The 17,173-nt window shown below is 35.6% G+C and carries 11 protein-coding genes; 5 read left to right on the top strand and 6 right to left on the bottom strand.

Annotated features, from left to right (window positions below):
- Positions 1-33 precede the first annotated feature (33 nt).
- Positions 34-1,272 (bottom strand): hypothetical protein, encoded by a 1,239-nt coding sequence (locus QP953_RS27815; RefSeq protein WP_309553571.1) that lies wholly within the window; start codon positions 1,270-1,272, stop codon positions 34-36.
- 475 nt (positions 1,273-1,747) lie between these two features.
- Between QP953_RS27815 and QP953_RS27810 the strand changes: the two genes are divergently transcribed.
- Positions 1,748-3,004, top strand: coding sequence for an MFS transporter (locus tag QP953_RS27810; protein WP_309553570.1), 1,257 nt, complete (start codon positions 1,748-1,750; stop codon positions 3,002-3,004).
- Between the two features lie 29 nt (positions 3,005-3,033).
- Positions 3,034-3,462 (top strand): hypothetical protein, encoded by a 429-nt coding sequence (locus QP953_RS27805; RefSeq protein WP_309553569.1) that lies wholly within the window; start codon positions 3,034-3,036, stop codon positions 3,460-3,462.
- Between the two features lie 82 nt (positions 3,463-3,544).
- Here the strand turns inward: QP953_RS27805 and QP953_RS27800 are convergent, their stop codons facing one another.
- The 3 genes from QP953_RS27800 to QP953_RS27790 form a co-directional block, all read right to left on the bottom strand.
- Complete coding sequence (locus QP953_RS27800) at positions 3,545-6,118, bottom strand: leucine-rich repeat domain-containing protein (RefSeq protein ID WP_309553568.1); 2,574 nt, start codon at positions 6,116-6,118, stop codon at positions 3,545-3,547.
- A gap of 503 nt (positions 6,119-6,621) precedes the next feature.
- Positions 6,622-6,810: a hypothetical protein gene (locus tag QP953_RS27795; protein ID WP_309553567.1), complete on the bottom strand. Its 189-nt coding sequence runs from the start codon at positions 6,808-6,810 to the stop codon at positions 6,622-6,624.
- A gap of 380 nt (positions 6,811-7,190) precedes the next feature.
- On the bottom strand, positions 7,191-11,183 hold the full coding sequence (locus QP953_RS27790) for an AAA domain-containing protein (protein WP_309553566.1): 3,993 nt from the start codon (positions 11,181-11,183) through the stop codon (positions 7,191-7,193).
- Positions 11,184-12,416: 1,233 nt separating this feature from the next.
- On the opposite strand from QP953_RS27790, the gene QP953_RS27785 reads away from it, so the two are divergent.
- From QP953_RS27785 to QP953_RS27775, 3 genes are read left to right on the top strand one after another with little or no spacing between them, the layout of a single operon-like run.
- Positions 12,417-12,917, top strand: a complete 501-nt coding sequence (locus QP953_RS27785; protein ID WP_309553565.1) for a hypothetical protein — start codon at positions 12,417-12,419, stop codon at positions 12,915-12,917.
- Between the two features lie 23 nt (positions 12,918-12,940).
- Positions 12,941-14,992 carry a thioredoxin domain-containing protein gene (locus tag QP953_RS27780; RefSeq protein WP_309553564.1) on the top strand — a complete coding sequence of 684 codons (2,052 nt, stop codon included), beginning with the start codon at positions 12,941-12,943 and terminating at the stop codon, positions 14,990-14,992.
- 31 nt (positions 14,993-15,023) lie between these two features.
- A complete protein-coding gene (locus QP953_RS27775; protein WP_052597008.1) occupies positions 15,024-16,160 on the top strand; it encodes a glycosyltransferase family 1 protein in 1,137 nt (378 codons plus the stop codon).
- Here the strand turns inward: QP953_RS27775 and QP953_RS27770 are convergent.
- The gene (locus QP953_RS27770) at positions 16,152-16,520 is read right to left on the bottom strand and encodes a diacylglycerol kinase (RefSeq protein ID WP_052597010.1); all 369 of its coding nucleotides are present in this window, start codon (positions 16,518-16,520) and stop codon (positions 16,152-16,154) included. The two genes, QP953_RS27775 and QP953_RS27770, sit on opposite strands and share 9 nt — an antisense overlap.
- Positions 16,521-16,817: 297 nt before the next feature.
- Positions 16,818-17,138, bottom strand: a complete 321-nt coding sequence (locus tag QP953_RS27765; RefSeq protein WP_052597012.1) for a hypothetical protein — start codon at positions 17,136-17,138, stop codon at positions 16,818-16,820.
- Positions 17,139-17,173 lie beyond the last annotated feature (35 nt).

Genomic DNA, 17,173 nt, shown 5'->3' with positions numbered 1-17,173 from the left:
GTTTTTTATCACTTGTTTGGAGTGTCCTTTGATTTAATATCTTAAGATAAGATCTTGATCTAAATCGGATTCTGTCATAAAGACAAATGGTTTCTCTTCGAGTAGTTGACTGACTTCTGGCTGGTCTCCTAAGACGATATGCGTTGTATTAGAGGTTAGCTCGGTTGTAAATTTAATGCCTTGCCTTTCTAATTTTGTAATCCGATTGCGGGTTGCAAAAGAGACAAAACCCAAGATAGCAATAGAGGCATTGGACGGGATTTGACCTTTAAAAACGGCTCCTTTCCAATTTAAAATTTTCTCTTTGGCACGTTGTTGTATCAGCTTATTATGATTGGACAAGGCTTCAAATAAATCTATGATACTTAATTGTTGCAACGCAGTATCTTTATTCATCCACAAGGCTAAAAAAATATTTTGTTCTTTTTGAGAAGCATGAATTTTTTCATGGTTGACCAATTCTTCTATCTCTTTCAATAGCTCATGTTCGGCATAAGTATAGTTGCTTAAAGTATCTTTAGGATTTGTAATAGTTAAATAATTTAGTCTGCCCAATTGTTTAATTTGTTGTAATAATGGAGAAACATTAAATTGGTTGTTTTGGGCATACAAGCGTTGAAGTCGCTGCAAAGTAGTAAAACTAGGAGGAAGCTCTGCTAAATTATTTTCCGCAATATTTAATACTTCTAAAAATCGAAAATGGTCCCAAAAATCGGGCAAGGTTTTTAAGTCGTTTCCCCAAATTTTTAAAATCTGCACTTGTTTTTCTTGTAGTATGATCTCAGGAATACTCTTTAAGTTGAGCCCTCCCAAGTTAAGTAGAAAACGCCCTGTATGTTCCCTGCTTTTGAGTAAGGGCAACATTTCTTTTTGGATATCAGGGGAACCATACTTAAATAAAAAACGTATGATAAAATCTTGATTTGGGGTAGGAAACTGTACATAAATGCGTTGACATAGTAGCTGGAAGTCTAAGTTGAGTAAAGTGGCATGAGCTTCGATTGGAGCGTCTAAATACAAAACATGTTCGTTGAATTCTGGAAAATCAGAGAATTGTTTTGTCCAGTATGTTTTGAATAAACGAATTACTTTTTTTGCCAACTGATTTTCATCTGCCCAGATGAGTCGATTATAAATCCAATAAATGTCGTCCACCAATTCATTGGTCATTCCTCTACCGTTGATCAACTCAAATGCTAATAAAACATTATTCAAGTCAGCGTGCTGCGCCAACATATGAATTTTAGATATTTCATCAGAAGTATATAGCATTTGGCAGAATGAAAATTTAAATCAACAAAAATAGAGTAAGAGTATATCTTATAACAAAAATTGTCTTTTTTTGTTCCTTAATACAAAACTTCTAAAGAGATAAATTTATAAGTAGTGCCCCACTCGTCCCTATTAAGTAAGTGTCCCAAAGAACTTGTACCATAAAAATAGTTCTTTTTAGTTTGAGGGTTTCTGCACAATTACTTAATACCACCTTTAAATTTAAGTATGTTACTAGTTAGCTATGCTGCTACTGCCTGGTCGTTGAAAAAGTAATATGAATAAGTTTTTTCATCTTTTTTTGTGAAAAAAAATAACTAAGCGATAGCGCTCTCACGATTATAGGGAGTAACAAAGCACTCAAGAAGTTACTATTATTTCTAAATAGCATAAAATACAATAAAAATATAACCTGTTGGTTATTAGTTTGATGGAGTCTTTTGGTGAACCGTTGAATTAAGAAAATGCCCGTTTAATGAAAAATATAGGAGCAATACGGCTATTATTAATAGCTAATTTTATTTCTGGAATAGCGCAAGGAATTAGTATGATTTCTATTCCTGCTTATTTTGCTAGAACGAATCAATCCAATTGGTTTAACATAGCTTATGCAGTTATAACCTGTGTGAGTTTATTTTGGTCGCTTTATGGGGGGACACTCATTGACAAATATAATCGCAAGAACATATTTCTAGCCTTAAATATTTTTAATGGACTTGCTATAGGGAGTATTGCTTATTTGGAGGGAATGAATTTAGGGGATACCAATTATTGGGCGGCAGCTGTATTTGCCCTTACTTTTTGGAATTATAATTTGCATTATCCCTGTTTTTACGCATTTATGCAAGAGATTACAGAGAAAGAGAATTATAATAAAATAGCCTCCTATATAGAAGTACAGAGTCAGTTAGCCTCAGCATTGGCGGGTGCAGGTGCTGCGTTGTTGTTGGGAGGAGGAATAACAACTAGTTTTTTGGTTTTGAAAATAGAACCTTGGAGTTTAGCACAAATATTTGCATTAGATGCCTGTACTTATTTTGTGGCTTTATTTATCATCTATATTATTCGATTTGTTCCTATCGCTGAGCGAAAAGAAGAAGTCGGAAGTGTGGGTGAGCGTCTAAAAGTAGGGTATCAACACCTAAAAGATCGTCCATATATTTTTCTTTTTGGAGTTGTAACGCATGCTGTATTTGTGGTTGTGTTATTGCATGTCTTTAATTTGGCACCCTTGTATGTTGCACAACATTTAGAAGCACCATCGCAAGTGTTTGCTATTTCAGAAGTTTTTTATGCCACAGGGGCAATTATAGCTGGCTTGGCGATTCACAAAATATTTGGAGGAACTACCTTTGTGAAAGCTATTATAATTATGATGGCGGTAACTGTATTGGAGTTGATTGGGCTTATTTCTAGTGCAGAAGTATGGGTATTTTATGCGGTATCTTTGTTGTTGGGAATTACCAATGCGGGGATTCGAGTAATTCGAGTTTCCTATCTTTTTCAAGTCTTACCCAACCAAGTAATGGGGCGTGCCAATAGTATCTTTTTCTTAACTAATGTAATGGCTAGAATTATTTTTCTAACGCTCTTTAGTTTAGCCTTTTTCCACCAATCAGGAAATGTAATTTATGCTTTTTTAATCCTAAGTATTTTTATCTTTGTATGCCTATTAATTTTGATGTTCTTTTATACTAAAATTGCATTAAATAAAGAACCTAATGAAGCCTAATGGGGTTATATTAGAAAATAAAGATAAAGATGAGAACAAAAATTCGATTGGCGATAGATTGTAGTATTCAAGTACTTTTAATCAGTATTTTATTGCTTCAAATAACATCGACTCCTGCACAAACAATTCAACATTTAGGAGTATTTGCTTTTTTAATTTCAATTTGGCAGATATTTCATGCAGTGTACGTTGTTCAAAAGCATCAAGATTGGTATAGAGGGTTGTATTTGAAAAAAATAAAACAAGTAATTTTAATCGCCAGTATTGTATTAGGGGTGGCAGCTACAATTGCTATCGCAACCTTTGGTTTATTTTTGCCCTATGTACTTAAGGGGTTACAGTTGTTAGGTTTAGGATTGAGTTTGATCGTAGCGCTGTTAGCGTTTCAATATTTTGGTCGGTCTCTTTTAAATCTATACTCTTATTATAATCGACCGCGTTCTTTTTGGGATTTGTGATTCATATGTCAAAAGGACTATTAAAAAATGGACATTTCCAGTATTGGGAATGTCCATTTTAGCTAGTAAATGTATGGTGAACCTATTTAGTTTGTTCTTTTTTAGGTTTGCTATCTGTTTTCTTTTTTCTTTCTGGTGCACTTTCAGGAGTATCTTCTTCTGTAGAAGGGGGAGCAATTTCATTCGCTTTGATTTCCGCCTTATTGCTGACACTTTTAGCCTTGGCAATACGTTTCTCTGCGACAACGATCCGCAATTCTGCAATCTGAATTCTTAGCTCGGCTGCTTTTATCTTTGCTTCTGCTCTAGCCCTAGCTCGTGCTTCCGCTTCTGCTTTTGCCAAGGCATCCTCTTCAGGATCGATAGGTTCAGGTTTGGGCTCTTCTGTGCCTTTTTTAGGGCGTTTGCCTTTTGCCCTATCTTTTGCCTCTTTAGCCAAGCGAGCAGCTTCTTCTGCTTTTTCTTTGGCTTCTCTTGCCAAGCGTTCTGCCTCTTTAGCACGGGCTTCGGCAGCCAATTTTTTAGATAAAGCGTCTGCCACTTTGGCTTTTGCAAATGCTTCTGCCTCAGCTGCCGCAGCAGCGGTTTCTTTTGCACGAGCCTCTGCCTCTTTGGCGCGGGCTTCGGCTTCTTTGGCTTTAGCTTCTGCCTGTTTGGCTTCAGGTGTTCCTGTTGCAGCCTTTGCTTTTTCGGCAGCTTCTTTAGCACGGGCTTCTGCTTCTTTGGCGTCTGCTTCGGCTTCTTTGGCAACAGCCGCAGCCTCCTTTGCTTTGGCTTCTGCTTCTTTTGCTCTAGCTTGTGCTTCAGCGGCAGCAACAGCAGCATCTTTAGCTTTGGCTTCTGCCTCTTTGGCTTTAATTGCGGCACGTTTGGCTTGTTCTTCTGCGCGTTTAGCTTCGGAAGCAGCTCTTAATGCACGATCTGCTTCTGAAATATAAATGGTCGCATAATCAGGTCCCAACCTCCTTAATTTCATGCGATTGCGTTTTTTGTTGCCAATTGGATTTCGGGTAAGTTCCAATTGTCTTAATGAAAATAAAGGATGGCGGACATTTTTTTCTTTATAAAAACAAGGTGGTAAGGTAGCCAACTGATTGTCTTTTAAAAAGAGATAAGTGATGTTTTCCAGTTCACCAAGTTCATTGGGAATTTCTGTCAATAAATTATGATCTAAACTAAGTATAATTAGACTCTTTAACTGTCCAATACTTGTTGGTAATTCTGAAATTTTATTGTGGGATAAAAAGAGGCGTTTTAAGCTTTTGAGTTTGCCTAAAGAGTCTGGTAATTCTGCAATCCTATTGTTGTTGGCAGACAATGTCTGTAAATTAGACAAACCAGAAACGCAGGAATCAGGAATACTTGTTAATTGATTCTCATGGATAAACAAAACTTCTAGATTTTTTAAATCGGAAAGAGCTGTCGGAAACTCTTTGAATTGATTATTTTGCAGATAGCAAACTTGCAATTTTGTTAAGGCACGCATACTATTGGGAACTGCTGTTAGTTTATTGTTGTCCAAGTTTAATAGCTCTAATTTTGTCAGCAAGCCAATTGATTCGGGAATGTTGCTCAAGTTGTTGTCTTCTAAATGAAGTGCTTCTAGTTGATTTAGCAAACCAATACTCTTGGGGAGTGTCTTTATGACATTTTTTTCAAGGTGCAAGTGTTGTAAATTAACTAATTGGATGATTTCTTTAGGTACAACCGTTAAGTTATTAGAGGCTAAATTGAGAGTTCTAAGATTTTGATTTAAGCCAATACTTGTTGGAAGTGCCGAAAATTTATTACCTGCTAAATGACAGACTCTTAATTCAGTTAACAATCCAATATCTTTAGGTAAAACAGCAATGGAGTTATTGTCTAGGTACAACTCCTGTAAACTAGAAAATTGACAGATGCCATCCGTGATTTCTGTTAATTGATTATCACTCAACATGATTAATCGAAGTGCTTTTAGTTGATCAAAACTATTGGGCAATACCTGAATTTTATTACTATCAGCTCTAAAAATTTCTAAATCTTTCCAGTCTCCAATGTTCGTGGGAAGGTTGGCAATAGCATTATTATTAGCAATAAATGTTTTTAAGGCGACCAATTGATTCATGTCTTTGGGTAATGCCTTTAGTTGGTTTTTTTGAAGATAACACTCCTCTAAATAGCGCAAAGAACTAATACTAGGAGGCAAGTTAGTGAGTTGATTGTTGTTTAAATGAAGTTTTCGAAGATTGGGAATTCTATCAAAAACATCGGGCAATGTTTCTAAATCATTGTAAGCTAAGTCTAAATGGATAAGCTTAGGTAGTTTCATTAGGCTATCTAAGTTGTAGTAAACTTTACTCTTTTTTATGGTTTTTATTTTTTGTTCCCACCGTGCAATAATCTTTTCTCGTCCCATTACTCTACGACTACTACTACGCAAGGTGTTGATACTGTCTTGAAGCAGTAAAATTTCTTGGTCAATATCCTGTAGTCGTTCATTGATACCTCTCAATTTGAGTTTGTAAACTTCATTGGGTTTTTCCAAGGCTAACCGTAAAGAAGTGAAAACGTATTTTCTATCTAAAGCTGTTTTTAGTTCTAAGGAATCGAAAACTTGTGCTGAGACAAGTTGAGAGAAAAAAAACAAAAAGGGAATCAACAAAATAAATTTCATAACAATAGTTTTTCGATATATACTACATGCTAGCCCGCCAATTATTCTTTATTACTCAAAGGACTGTATCAACTAGAACATTCTATTGGGTTCTCAGTAGGTTGCTAGTGCACGTGAATTGGATTTGTTTTTAACAAACGATTACAATTAATACTTAGAACTGTGTTGCTACTTTGTGGTAGCTCGCCACGGTCATGAAAATGCAAGCCTAGTTTTTCATTTTTTGCAAAAAAACAAAAAAGTACTTTTGCATCCGTTTGATTATCAATTTTTTAATGATATAAGTAATGGAATGCATTTTCTTGATAATCAAATGGATGTGATTTTCTCATGAAGTAATGATAATCTAAAATATCAAAAAAAAATGTGCTAGAATAATAAATAGCTATAAATAAAAAAAATCTAACTCGGGGAGGAGTTAGATTAAATTACAACAGTCCATTTAGGATAGACGGGGATTCTAAGATTATACTTTGGTTATATTTTTTCGTATTCAGTTTCTTCTACAGTCTAGACATAAGTGTCTTGTTTTGTGGCGTTTGTTGCATTTTGTCAACAGCACCTAAATTGCGTTTGCCATACCAACTTCCATTTCCTCTACAACCTTTGCGCTTTTTGTATGGGCTACTGCCACAAGATGATAATAAGAATATAGTACAAACAACGGTTAAAACTAAACTTACTTTTTTCATAAAGGGGTATGGTTTGATTAAGTAAAGGAGACCATTCATTTTTTGAAAAGAGACAAAATGAAATGTTAAAGTTTTAAGGTAATTTGTTTCTTAATGGGAGAGATTTTGAAAGTATTACCGCTAGAGTAAATTTTTTGTTAAAAAAAATCAAAAAAAATGATTTAAGGGCAAGATTGTTTAAAGAGCAAGATCTAATTTTATTAACTATTGTTAGACTAATACGATTTACTGCGTGAGCGCTTTGCTTTTAGTTAGCTGCGCTGCTACTGCGTGGTTTTAACGGAGTAATGTTAGACACGAACACATCTAAAAATCAGATAGGAATGTTGAACAAGATTCAACATTCCTATCAAGTTATTTAAGGTACTAATCGAGTTGCTTTAGCTATTTAGACTTGTTGGGCAAACTGTCTGCACCAATTCTTTTAATTTTTCTAGTTCTTTTTCTGGATGAGGCCACCAAGCCTTTGACCAAACTCGGAAGATTTTTAGACCTTGTTGCTCCAAAATACGCTGACGATGCAAGTCATAAGCATAAGCTTGCGGAGTATTGTGCCAAGGAGCACCGTCGCATTCAATAGCGATGCAAGGTTCTTGGTTGGCATTGAGAATAACAAAATCAACATGATAGCCACCCATTTGATAATCTGAAATCAATTGATCTTCATCAATAATATCTGTCAAATAGTTGTACAATTCATCTTCAAAAGGCGTTTCAGTAGGGTCGTCATGAATGGCTAAGCCTTCTTCATCACAGGCATCTTTTAATAGATCAAGTATGGTTGCCTTTGCTTCTTCATCCCCTTCTTCGATAGCATGTGCATAATCCAAATAAGCGTAAAGAATAGCTTTGCCACGATTGCCCTTTTCCAATATTTCGCTGGTGTATTTTGTAAAATACTCTTTGGGAATTGACGAAAAGACGCAAAGTTGTTGCTTGGCTCTAGTGATGATTACATTTAACAAACGATAACCTCTTTTACTATTTAGAAGCCCAAAAGATTGTTTGAACTCACCTTCTAGGTTTAAACCAAAGGTTGTTGATATAATAATAATATCACGTTCATCTCCTTGGACGTTTTCTAAGTTCTTAACAAACCAATTGTCATTGGCGCCAATTCTATTCATTTTTTGACGGAACAGGCTATCTTGAATGGTTTGTTCATGGATCAAGTCTTTGATTAGATTGCGTTGTTGCATGTTGAATGTTGCAATACCCAAACTAGGATAACTACCATCTTCATTCGCTGGATAATCGTTTTTTAGGAAGTCAATGATTCGAGTAGCTTCCACCAAATTAGTTCCATTATTACTATAGACACCTTCTAAATGAAAAAATCTTAAAGGTTTATAATTGTTTTGAGCAGGTAAGGCAATTAATCTAGAACCATAGAAGGCCGCATTTGAGAAATTGATCAAATCTGGATGATACGATCTATAATGAAAATCTAGATAAGAGGTGTGTACTCTATTGGGATTTAGATTGTTGCCAAATTCTAGCAATGACTCACTTTCTGCTAAATAAAGCGGATTAGACTTGTCAAAATGATCTGTTTTTGTATTGGTCTCGCTCAAAAAATCGTTAGAATCCACCGAAATATCGCTCGAAAAATAATTGGAAGGAGGCATCTGGTGTTTGTCGCCAGAAATCACCTTAATGCGCCCACGAATAAGAGACGGATACGTATCTTCCAAACGCAGTTGACTAGCTTCGTCAAACAAAACAACATCAAATAAATTGGGTTTTAAGGGCATAATAGAGCTAGCTACTATTGGATTGACAAGAACAACAGGAAAAATATTTGTAAATAAATCAAACTCCTCATGCAAGATATTTCTCAATGAGTTCTTGCGAGAATATTTGCTGTTTTTACGATGGTTAAAGAGCCATTTAATATTACTTTCTCGATTGAATTTTTTGATACTTTGATGCTGTATGGCTTCCCATGTTTTTAGAATTTTTCGCTTTTGCAAACGTTGTAATTCAGCCTGAATAGCGGTAATTTTTTCTAATGTTTTGTTATTTGTATTAAAATCACCTAAACGAGAACTTTCTAAGTCTATTAATAAGTAGAGATAGTTGTATTTGAACACTGCGTCCCAATGCTCAGGAGTGCTGGCATTTCGCAACGTACTTAGGCAGTCTTGGATTAAGTCAGCAGTCGATTCAAAGAAAATACGCCATTCAAAATACTCTTTGAATACCGATTTGTATTGAATGCACTTGTCTAATTGTTCTGTGATATAAAGCACATCTTCCATTCTAGGAACTGTTTGCTTTTCTTCTTCAAAAAGCTCATTTTCAACTTTTTGGAAATTAGATTTTTTGAGAATTTTATTAATTTTTAAGCAAATAGGCGGTGCTTTTTGCCAAAAATTATTGATAACTTTTGCTTTGCTAGAGAACAATTTCATCGCCTTGGTAGAGCTGGATTGTTTGAGTGTATCCATGGTGTCAACTTCTGGAATAGTTTGTACAACTGTTTGAAGTTGCATCAATTGCTCTTGAAGCTCCGTTAGCGTTTTGATATGGTTGTAAATCTTTTGATAGAAAAGACTCAAACGCCTAACTTTCATAGAAAAACCATTCGGGCGAATAATAGACGTGTGTTCTAAATGTTGATTTAATTTTAATAACAACCGATAACGCTCTTCCCAAAACTGAAGGGCGTGTTCTACGGTTTGTACCATCGCTCGGAAGAATTTAAAATCAAAAGTAGTTTTGAATGTACTTGAAAATTCTTTCAACTCTACAGGTGCATTGGCAACAGATAGTTTATCAATACCAACATCTAGCAAAAATTGTTTTTCTTGCTTGATTTTATCAAACATTAGCCGTTCGTTTTTAATAGAATAAGTCATTCCATCAAAAAAACGAGCCGCTAAACCATCAAAAACATAAGCATTGGCATCTACCTCTCCAAACAAGTCACTTCCTTGCTCAATATAGCGGCTGATGTAGTCAAACTCCCTTTCTGATAGTTCTAACTCTAAATTCTCAAATAGAATATCGTCAATAGGAGCTGCTCGTTTGTAGCGCAAATAGTCGGTAATAATTTCCTTTAAGTTAAAATCTCTAAATGTATTTTTTAGTAGATTTCTATGTTTATGGTTAAACTCTAAGATAAGCTTGTTATAGCGTTTGAGTTTAGAGCTATAGTTTTTTTCGTTAAAACGTTGGTGCTTTAGCTTGACAACATCTGTGATCTGGCGAACCGTACTAACAATCTTCTTGCGATCTCGGTCAACATCATCAATAATTGCCACTAGTTTTTCTAAACCTAACTTTTGAAGGTTGCTAAAGATGACATTAAGTGCTGTTTTCTTTTCACAAACCACCAATATCTTGCCTTGGTTTTCGAGTGTATTGGTAATAATAGCCGTCAAACTTTGACTTTTTCCTGTGCCAGGAGGTCCTTGAATGACTTTGAATTCTCGTTCGTCTAATGTTCGGATAATTTCTTCTTGACTAGGGTCAGAATCAACAGAAGTGTTGTTGGATAGGCGAGGCGTTTTTAATCCCAAATCATTGAAGCCCATTTGGTCAAAATTGGCAATCAATTGATCGGTATCTTTGATGATACTCTGTTTTTGAGTTCGAAACATACCCAAAATACCAGCCCAATGAATTTGAGGCATTTCGGAAGCTGTTGACTCAATACTTGCCTTATCCAAAACAGGATTAATTTGGATGTCCAAGTTGTTGATTTCATAACTAAATTTGCTTAACAGGGTATGTAAAACCTCTTGTAATTGTTCTACCGAAATTAAATTGTTTTCTGGAAAATGAATGGGCGTTTCATCTATATTAATCCCTTCTTCTGTATTAATATAAGAGAGCAAAACATCGTTGACGTAAATGGGAGAGTCAGCACTTTTGGAAATAATCCATTGATTTTTGGTGGCATTGGAGCGGTGTATGTCTAAACTCCAAATTAACAAAGGTGCTTTGATAATTTTATTAGGATCGGTTGTGCTTTGTTTGATTAACAATGGGTATCCCAAGCCAAAAGTACGGATGCCATGCTCCAAGAAATTATCTTCGTTTTGATTGTAAATAGCATTTAAGCGCTTTGCCAAATCATCGTACAGTTTCTTATGCTCTCCAGAAAGCGAAGAAAAAGGAACGTCGTCAAAGCTAATTTTATATTGAAACTTGGGTTTGGATAATAGGTTTCGCAGCAAAAAATCTTCGGAAGTATGCCCTGTTGAGGTTTCAAATAGAGTCTCTGTTCCATGGTTTCCGTCAATTAAGTCCAATGAAGTTAAGTCTAAACGCGTAATGTATCGCCCTGGAAGTGCGTTAAGATGTATCGTATGTAAATTCCCAGTTTTTAATTTATTATTGAGATAAGTAACAAATTGCTTATTCATGAAGTCAACGTTGGATATGTATGTTAAAAAACAGCTACTGTGTATTGGTTATACTTCATGATGTTTCATGAGAAAGCAAGCTTTGTTTTTTATGAAAATCAAAAAAGCATCTCTATACTACCACGAAGTAGTGATTAATTGAACGGTTTGTTCTTTGAATGTGCTTTTTTTCTTTTTGCTAAAAAAGTAAAAAAGCAACAAACTATTAAACTATGTAAGGTACAAAAAAGAGCTATAAAACATAACTTGAAGGTCGTAAAAAAATAGGTTCAAATTTAGTATGTTGTTTGGTGTGATGGTACTGATTTTTCAACGATCTATTTTGTGTAGATTGACTGGATAGCTTGGAATCCCTTAAAAAAAAGAAGAGAATAATGATAGAAAGGGGCTGTCTCTGATTTTTATATCTACCTGCTTGTTTATAATATAAAAAAGCCCGAATTCAACTCAACCTCATAAGTCAAATTCGAGCATACAAATAGCCGAAACTACTTGCATTAAGCATCCATTAGGTTAGTTTGTAAGCGCAGCAGCCTACCTAAAAATTGTATTGGTTTGATAGGTGTTTGTTTGTAAACGAAAACAAGCTATTCTATCAAGTACTTAGTGTACGTACAATCTTGTAAGCAGATTGCTGTCAGTGGTAATACTCTTTAACTTTTTATATTATTTTATTATATTAGAAATTAGCGGTTAGTTGTGCTGTTTTAATACGGCTTTAATGACTATACAACTAACTATTGAAAAATGAAATTTAGAGTTTCAAATCTCTTGAGACTTCTATTTTTATAATACGCAAAAAACAAAAGGTTACAGGTAGAGCAAAAAAAATTGTATTTTGCACAGTCCTATTCTTTAGTAGTCTACTCATTGTTTAGTACAAATACAATACAGATGCCTACTAATCTTTTAAGCGAGTCTTTAATATATTCGCTTTGTCTTGTCTTGATAATAAGGTATTGTTTTGAATAGATTGTACCAAGTTAACATATTAGACAGAGAGAGAAAAAATAGGTCCAACGTAAAAACGATTTAATTGATAGGGCATCTAGTGATAAATAGTAGTTAGCTTTGTTATTCCCTGCGATTGCGAGCTCTCATAGCTCGGTTCGCTGCTGCTGCGTAGCTGGTAAAGTTGCACAGTAACGCAGATAACTATTGTGACAAAAAAAATTATATAATCAAACAGTAGTTGGCTATTGAAGCGGATTACTAATTAAGTAGATATAAAAAATGAAAAGAATACTTCCTATTGTATGGATTCTTATAGGTGGTTTATTACTGTCGTTTATTGGGGTAAAAAATCATCCTAGTCAAGGGCATAGAATGGTGATTGTTAAGCATAGACCGAGCTTAAAAATAGAATACTATTCTCCCATAGGAGACTCTAAGAAATTACTAGAAGAATTGAGCCCAGAAGAGCAGAAAGAAGAACTATTGTATCGAGAATTTGTTAAACGTCCAGAGTCGCACACAATTGACAATATTGCCTTGGTCTTTTTTCAACTTGGAATTTATTTAATTGTACTCAATTTGTTGAAGTTGATCTTTTTTAGAAGAAAGTATCGGTTCAAAATGGGACGGTTTATTTCCTTGAATGTCATTGGTGTTGCCATTGCAATGGGAGTCTATCAAATTTACTGGACGAAAGACATGGCTTTGTGGGTGGCTGTATTGGGGCAAGTCATTTTAAATATGGTACTAATTTTCCCACGACTGCGCAAAAATGCTTAAAAACAAATTTTAAATCAAGCCAAATGAAAAAGACCAACAAACTGATTCATGAAACGAGTCCTTACTTACAACAGCATGCATACAATCCAGTAGATTGGCACCCTTGGGGAGAAGAAGCACTGGCAAAGGCAAAAGCAGAAGACAAACCAATTTTAGTAAGTATAGGTTATTCTACTTGTCATTGGTGTCATGTCATGGAGCGGGAGTCTTTTGAAAATGAGGCTGTTGCTGATTTTATGAACGAGCATTTTATTAATATAAAAGTAGACAGAGAAGAACGTCCAGATGTTGATGCAATTTATATGGAGGCTGTTCAGTTGGTGCAGAATGGACAAGGAGGTTGGCCCTTAAACTGTTTTTTGTTACCAGACGGGCGCCCCTTTTTTGGTGGTACTTATTTTCCACCTCAACCCGCTTATCAAAGAGCCTCTTGGATACAAGTACTACAAAACTTATCCAAAGCTTATAAAGAAAGAAGGGAAGATGTTGAAGCACAAGCCAGTCAAATTGTAGGATATATTCAAAAAGCCCAAACACAGTTTTCTAATAAAATTGATATTCCAAAAGGCGAGCAAGTGTTTGATCGTAAGTTTGTTAAGGATGTTTTTCAGCGCTTGGCTCAGAATTTTGATGAAGAAAATGGTGGTTTTGGAAGTGCGCCAAAGTTTCCAGGAACCATGCCCTTGCAGTTTTGTTTGAATTACTATTTGGCAGAAGGAGAAAAAAAGGCTTTAGAACAGGTCTTACTTTCCTTAGATAAAATGTCCAATGGTGGTATCTACGATCATTTGGGAGGTGGCTTTGCTAGATATACAGTTGATGCTGCGTGGCTAGTGCCGCACTTTGAGAAAATGTTATATGATAATGCGCTCTTAGTTGGATTATTGGCAGAAACCTATAAATTAACGACTAGTCCCCTGTACAAACAGCGTATAGAGGAAACGTTGACTTGGGTAGAGCGAGAAATGTCGTCTGAAGAAGGGGGATTTTTTGCTGCTTTGGATGCAGATTCAGAGGGCGTTGAAGGTAAGTTTTATGTATGGGACAAAGCAGAAATTGATGCTGTTTTAGGAGAAGATAGCAAGTTGTTCTGTGCCTTTTATGACGTTTCTGAAGAAGGAAATTGGGAAGAAAAGAATATCTTAAATATACCGACAGATAAAACAGATTTTTTGAAAGCGCATGCGATAAACGATACGGATTTTGATTTATTCTTGAAAAACTGTCGAAACAAATTGCTAGCAGCTCGTGCGAGTAGAGTTCGTCCAGGTCTAGATGACAAAATTCTGTTGGATTGGAATATGATGATGGTAACGGCATATTGCAAAGCTTATCAAGCGCTGAGAATCGAACAATACAAAGAGCGGGCATTAAAAGCCTTGAATTTTGCGCTTCGTGCCTTCCAAATAGAAGAAGATAGTTTGCATCTGTATCATAGTTATAAAGATGGGAAAGCCAAGCATCATGCTTTTTTAGATGATTATGCTTTTTTAATCGAGGCACTCATAGAAATGCACCTTATTACGCAAGAAATTCATTATATCAACTTAGCAAAAGAGTATTTGGATTTTGTCAACAACGAATTCTTAGATCATCAGCAGCATTTGTATTTCTTTACTTCAGCTAAGCAGCAAGATATTATTTTACATAAAAAAATAACTTATGATGGGGCAACTCCTTCTGGAAATGCTACAATGTTACACAATTTGCAACGTTTAGGCGTACTATTAGATGCAACAGCATACAGGGAACAAGCTGTAAAAATGGCACTGATGATCAAAGAGCAAATAAGAGAGTATCCTTCTTCTTTTGGACAATGGGCAAATGCTTTGTTTTTGGAAGTATATCCTCTTAAAACGGTTGCTGTGATGGGGACAAAATATGCTGCAACCATTCAAGATTTGTTAGCTAAGTCATTTTTGAATACCTTTATTTCAACAGAAGCAACAAAAGCAGTAAGAGGTTTAACGATTCCCAAAGTTACGGGAGAGACCAGTATTGTGGTTTGTAAAGATTATACTTGTAGCCTACCTGTAGATACTGTGGACGCTGCTTTAGAATTGTTGTCGGAATAATTAAGGAAAAGCACTCGATAAAGATTAAGAGATGAAAATAGCGGTTAATACTAGGTTCTTGATGCCCAATAAACTGGAAGGAATTGGATGGTTTACACATGAGACATTGAAACGTTGGGTAGAGTGGCATCCAGAGCATGAGTTTATTTTTATTTTTGATCGTCCTTTTTCAGAAGAATTTATTTTTGCAGATAATGTGGTTGGGGTACAAGCTTTTCCTCCTGCACGTCATCCTATCTTGTTCTATTGTTGGTACGAATGGGCAATTCCTAGTATCTTAAAGCGTTATCAGGCGGATGTATTTGTGTCTCCCGATGGCTTTATGTCTTTGAGAACCAAAGTGCCAACCTTAATGGTTTTGCATGATATTGCGTGGAAACATTTTAAGAAACACGTGTATTATACCGCCATGAAGTATTATAGCTATTACGTTCCTAAGTTTGTACAAGCAGCCAATCAGATGGCAACTGTTTCAGAATTCTCAAAACAAGATATTGTAAGAGCATTTAATGTTGACCCTGCTAAAATAGATGTTGTTTATAATGGCAGTCATCATAATTACCAACCATTATCAGAAGCAGAACAAGAACAGATACGAATGCAATATAGCAATGGAAAACCTTATTTTTTATACGTCGGTTCGATTCATCCACGCAAGAATGTACCTAATCTACTTCGTGCTTTTGAGGCGTTCAAAAAACAAACGAATGCTCCCATTCAGTTACTTTTTGCAGGGCGTATTATGTGGCAAGGAGGACCTGTGGGCGAATTGTTAGCAACCTTAAGTAGCCAACAAGATATTGTGTTTTTGGACTACGTTCCGAATGAATTATTGCCCAAAATTGTAGCTTCTGCCTTTGCATTGACTTATGTTTCACTCTTTGAAGGTTTTGGAATACCGATTTTGGAAGCTATGTATTGTGATGTGCCTAGTATAACTTCTAATTGTTCGTCTATGCCAGAGGTGGCAGGGAAGGCAGGTTTGTTGGCAGATCCGAATTCTGTTGAAAGTATTTGTGAGCAAATGCTTGTTTTGTGGAAAACTCCTGGTTTGCGTCAAAAACTAGTCGAAGAGGGAAGAATACAACGCCAACATTTTTCTTGGGACTTAACTGCCAAACGTTTGTGGGATAGTTTGGAAAAAGTGCTGCCCAAAACATTAGAATAAAGCATAGAGTTTGGGACCCAAGATAAGCGCTCCCACCAAAGCTGCCCCTATCGCAGACAAAAGCACTGCGCCCGCAGCAATGTCTTTGGACTTTCCTATCAACTCATCGTGTTCAGGTGAAATCTTATCGGCTAGATATTCTAAGGCAGAATTCATGGCTTCCATAGCCGTTACGAGCGCAATACAGAGTATTATTAAAGCCCATTCTATCAATGTAATTTGAAGAAAAAAAGCTATTGGAATAACTAGGACGGTCGCTAGTAAATGCACTTGTGCATTAGGGTGATTGGAGAACAAATCTTTTAAGCCTTTTATAGCCCATTTGAAACTAGCAATTCGTTGTTGTATAAACTTTATCATAATACTTAGATTGTGCTTTCAAACTTAGCAAAAATCTTTATAAGGAACGAATATATTGTTATTCTGTAACGTGTTTTTATACCTTACGCAATCATTTTGGGAGACTTGGAGAGATTGGTATGTCTGTTGTTTTTTATTATCTAATATTTTGGTTTGATAGTTGTCTAATTGACTGATAGTACTTACAACATAATGGTTTGACGCAGCTCGTAGAGCAGTAATGCCGTTGTTTTCAGAGAAATAGGCAAACTAAAAAGCTATGAACAAAACTTGTCCATAGCTTTTTAGTTTTTAGTATTACATATTAATAGCAATGCATCCTTTTTTCTTCGTTCTTTTGCGTTTCTTGAGTAATTTTTTTTGTTTCCTTTTAGTTGCGGTTGTTTCTGGAAACGTAATTAAATGTTTATTGGCTACAGGTGGTTTGTAATTTACAGGAATGTGCACCTTAACCTTTTTGGAAGGAGTTGGGCTAGTTAGAGGCGCTGCTTTTTTGGTTAAATTGTTTGTAATATTCGTTTTGGATCGCCCCTCACACATTTGACTGTATGTAGGGATGCTCAAAAATAAAAGCAATACGCTTATTAAAACAAGTATAGGTGTAGATTTTAATGTCATATGATTGGATTTTTATTAAGAAATAACAACAAGAT

This window comes from Aureispira sp. CCB-E (assembly GCF_031326345.1).
Lineage (GTDB): Bacteria > Bacteroidota > Bacteroidia > Chitinophagales > Saprospiraceae > Aureispira.
This window is presented reverse-complemented; position numbering and strand designations above follow the sequence as displayed.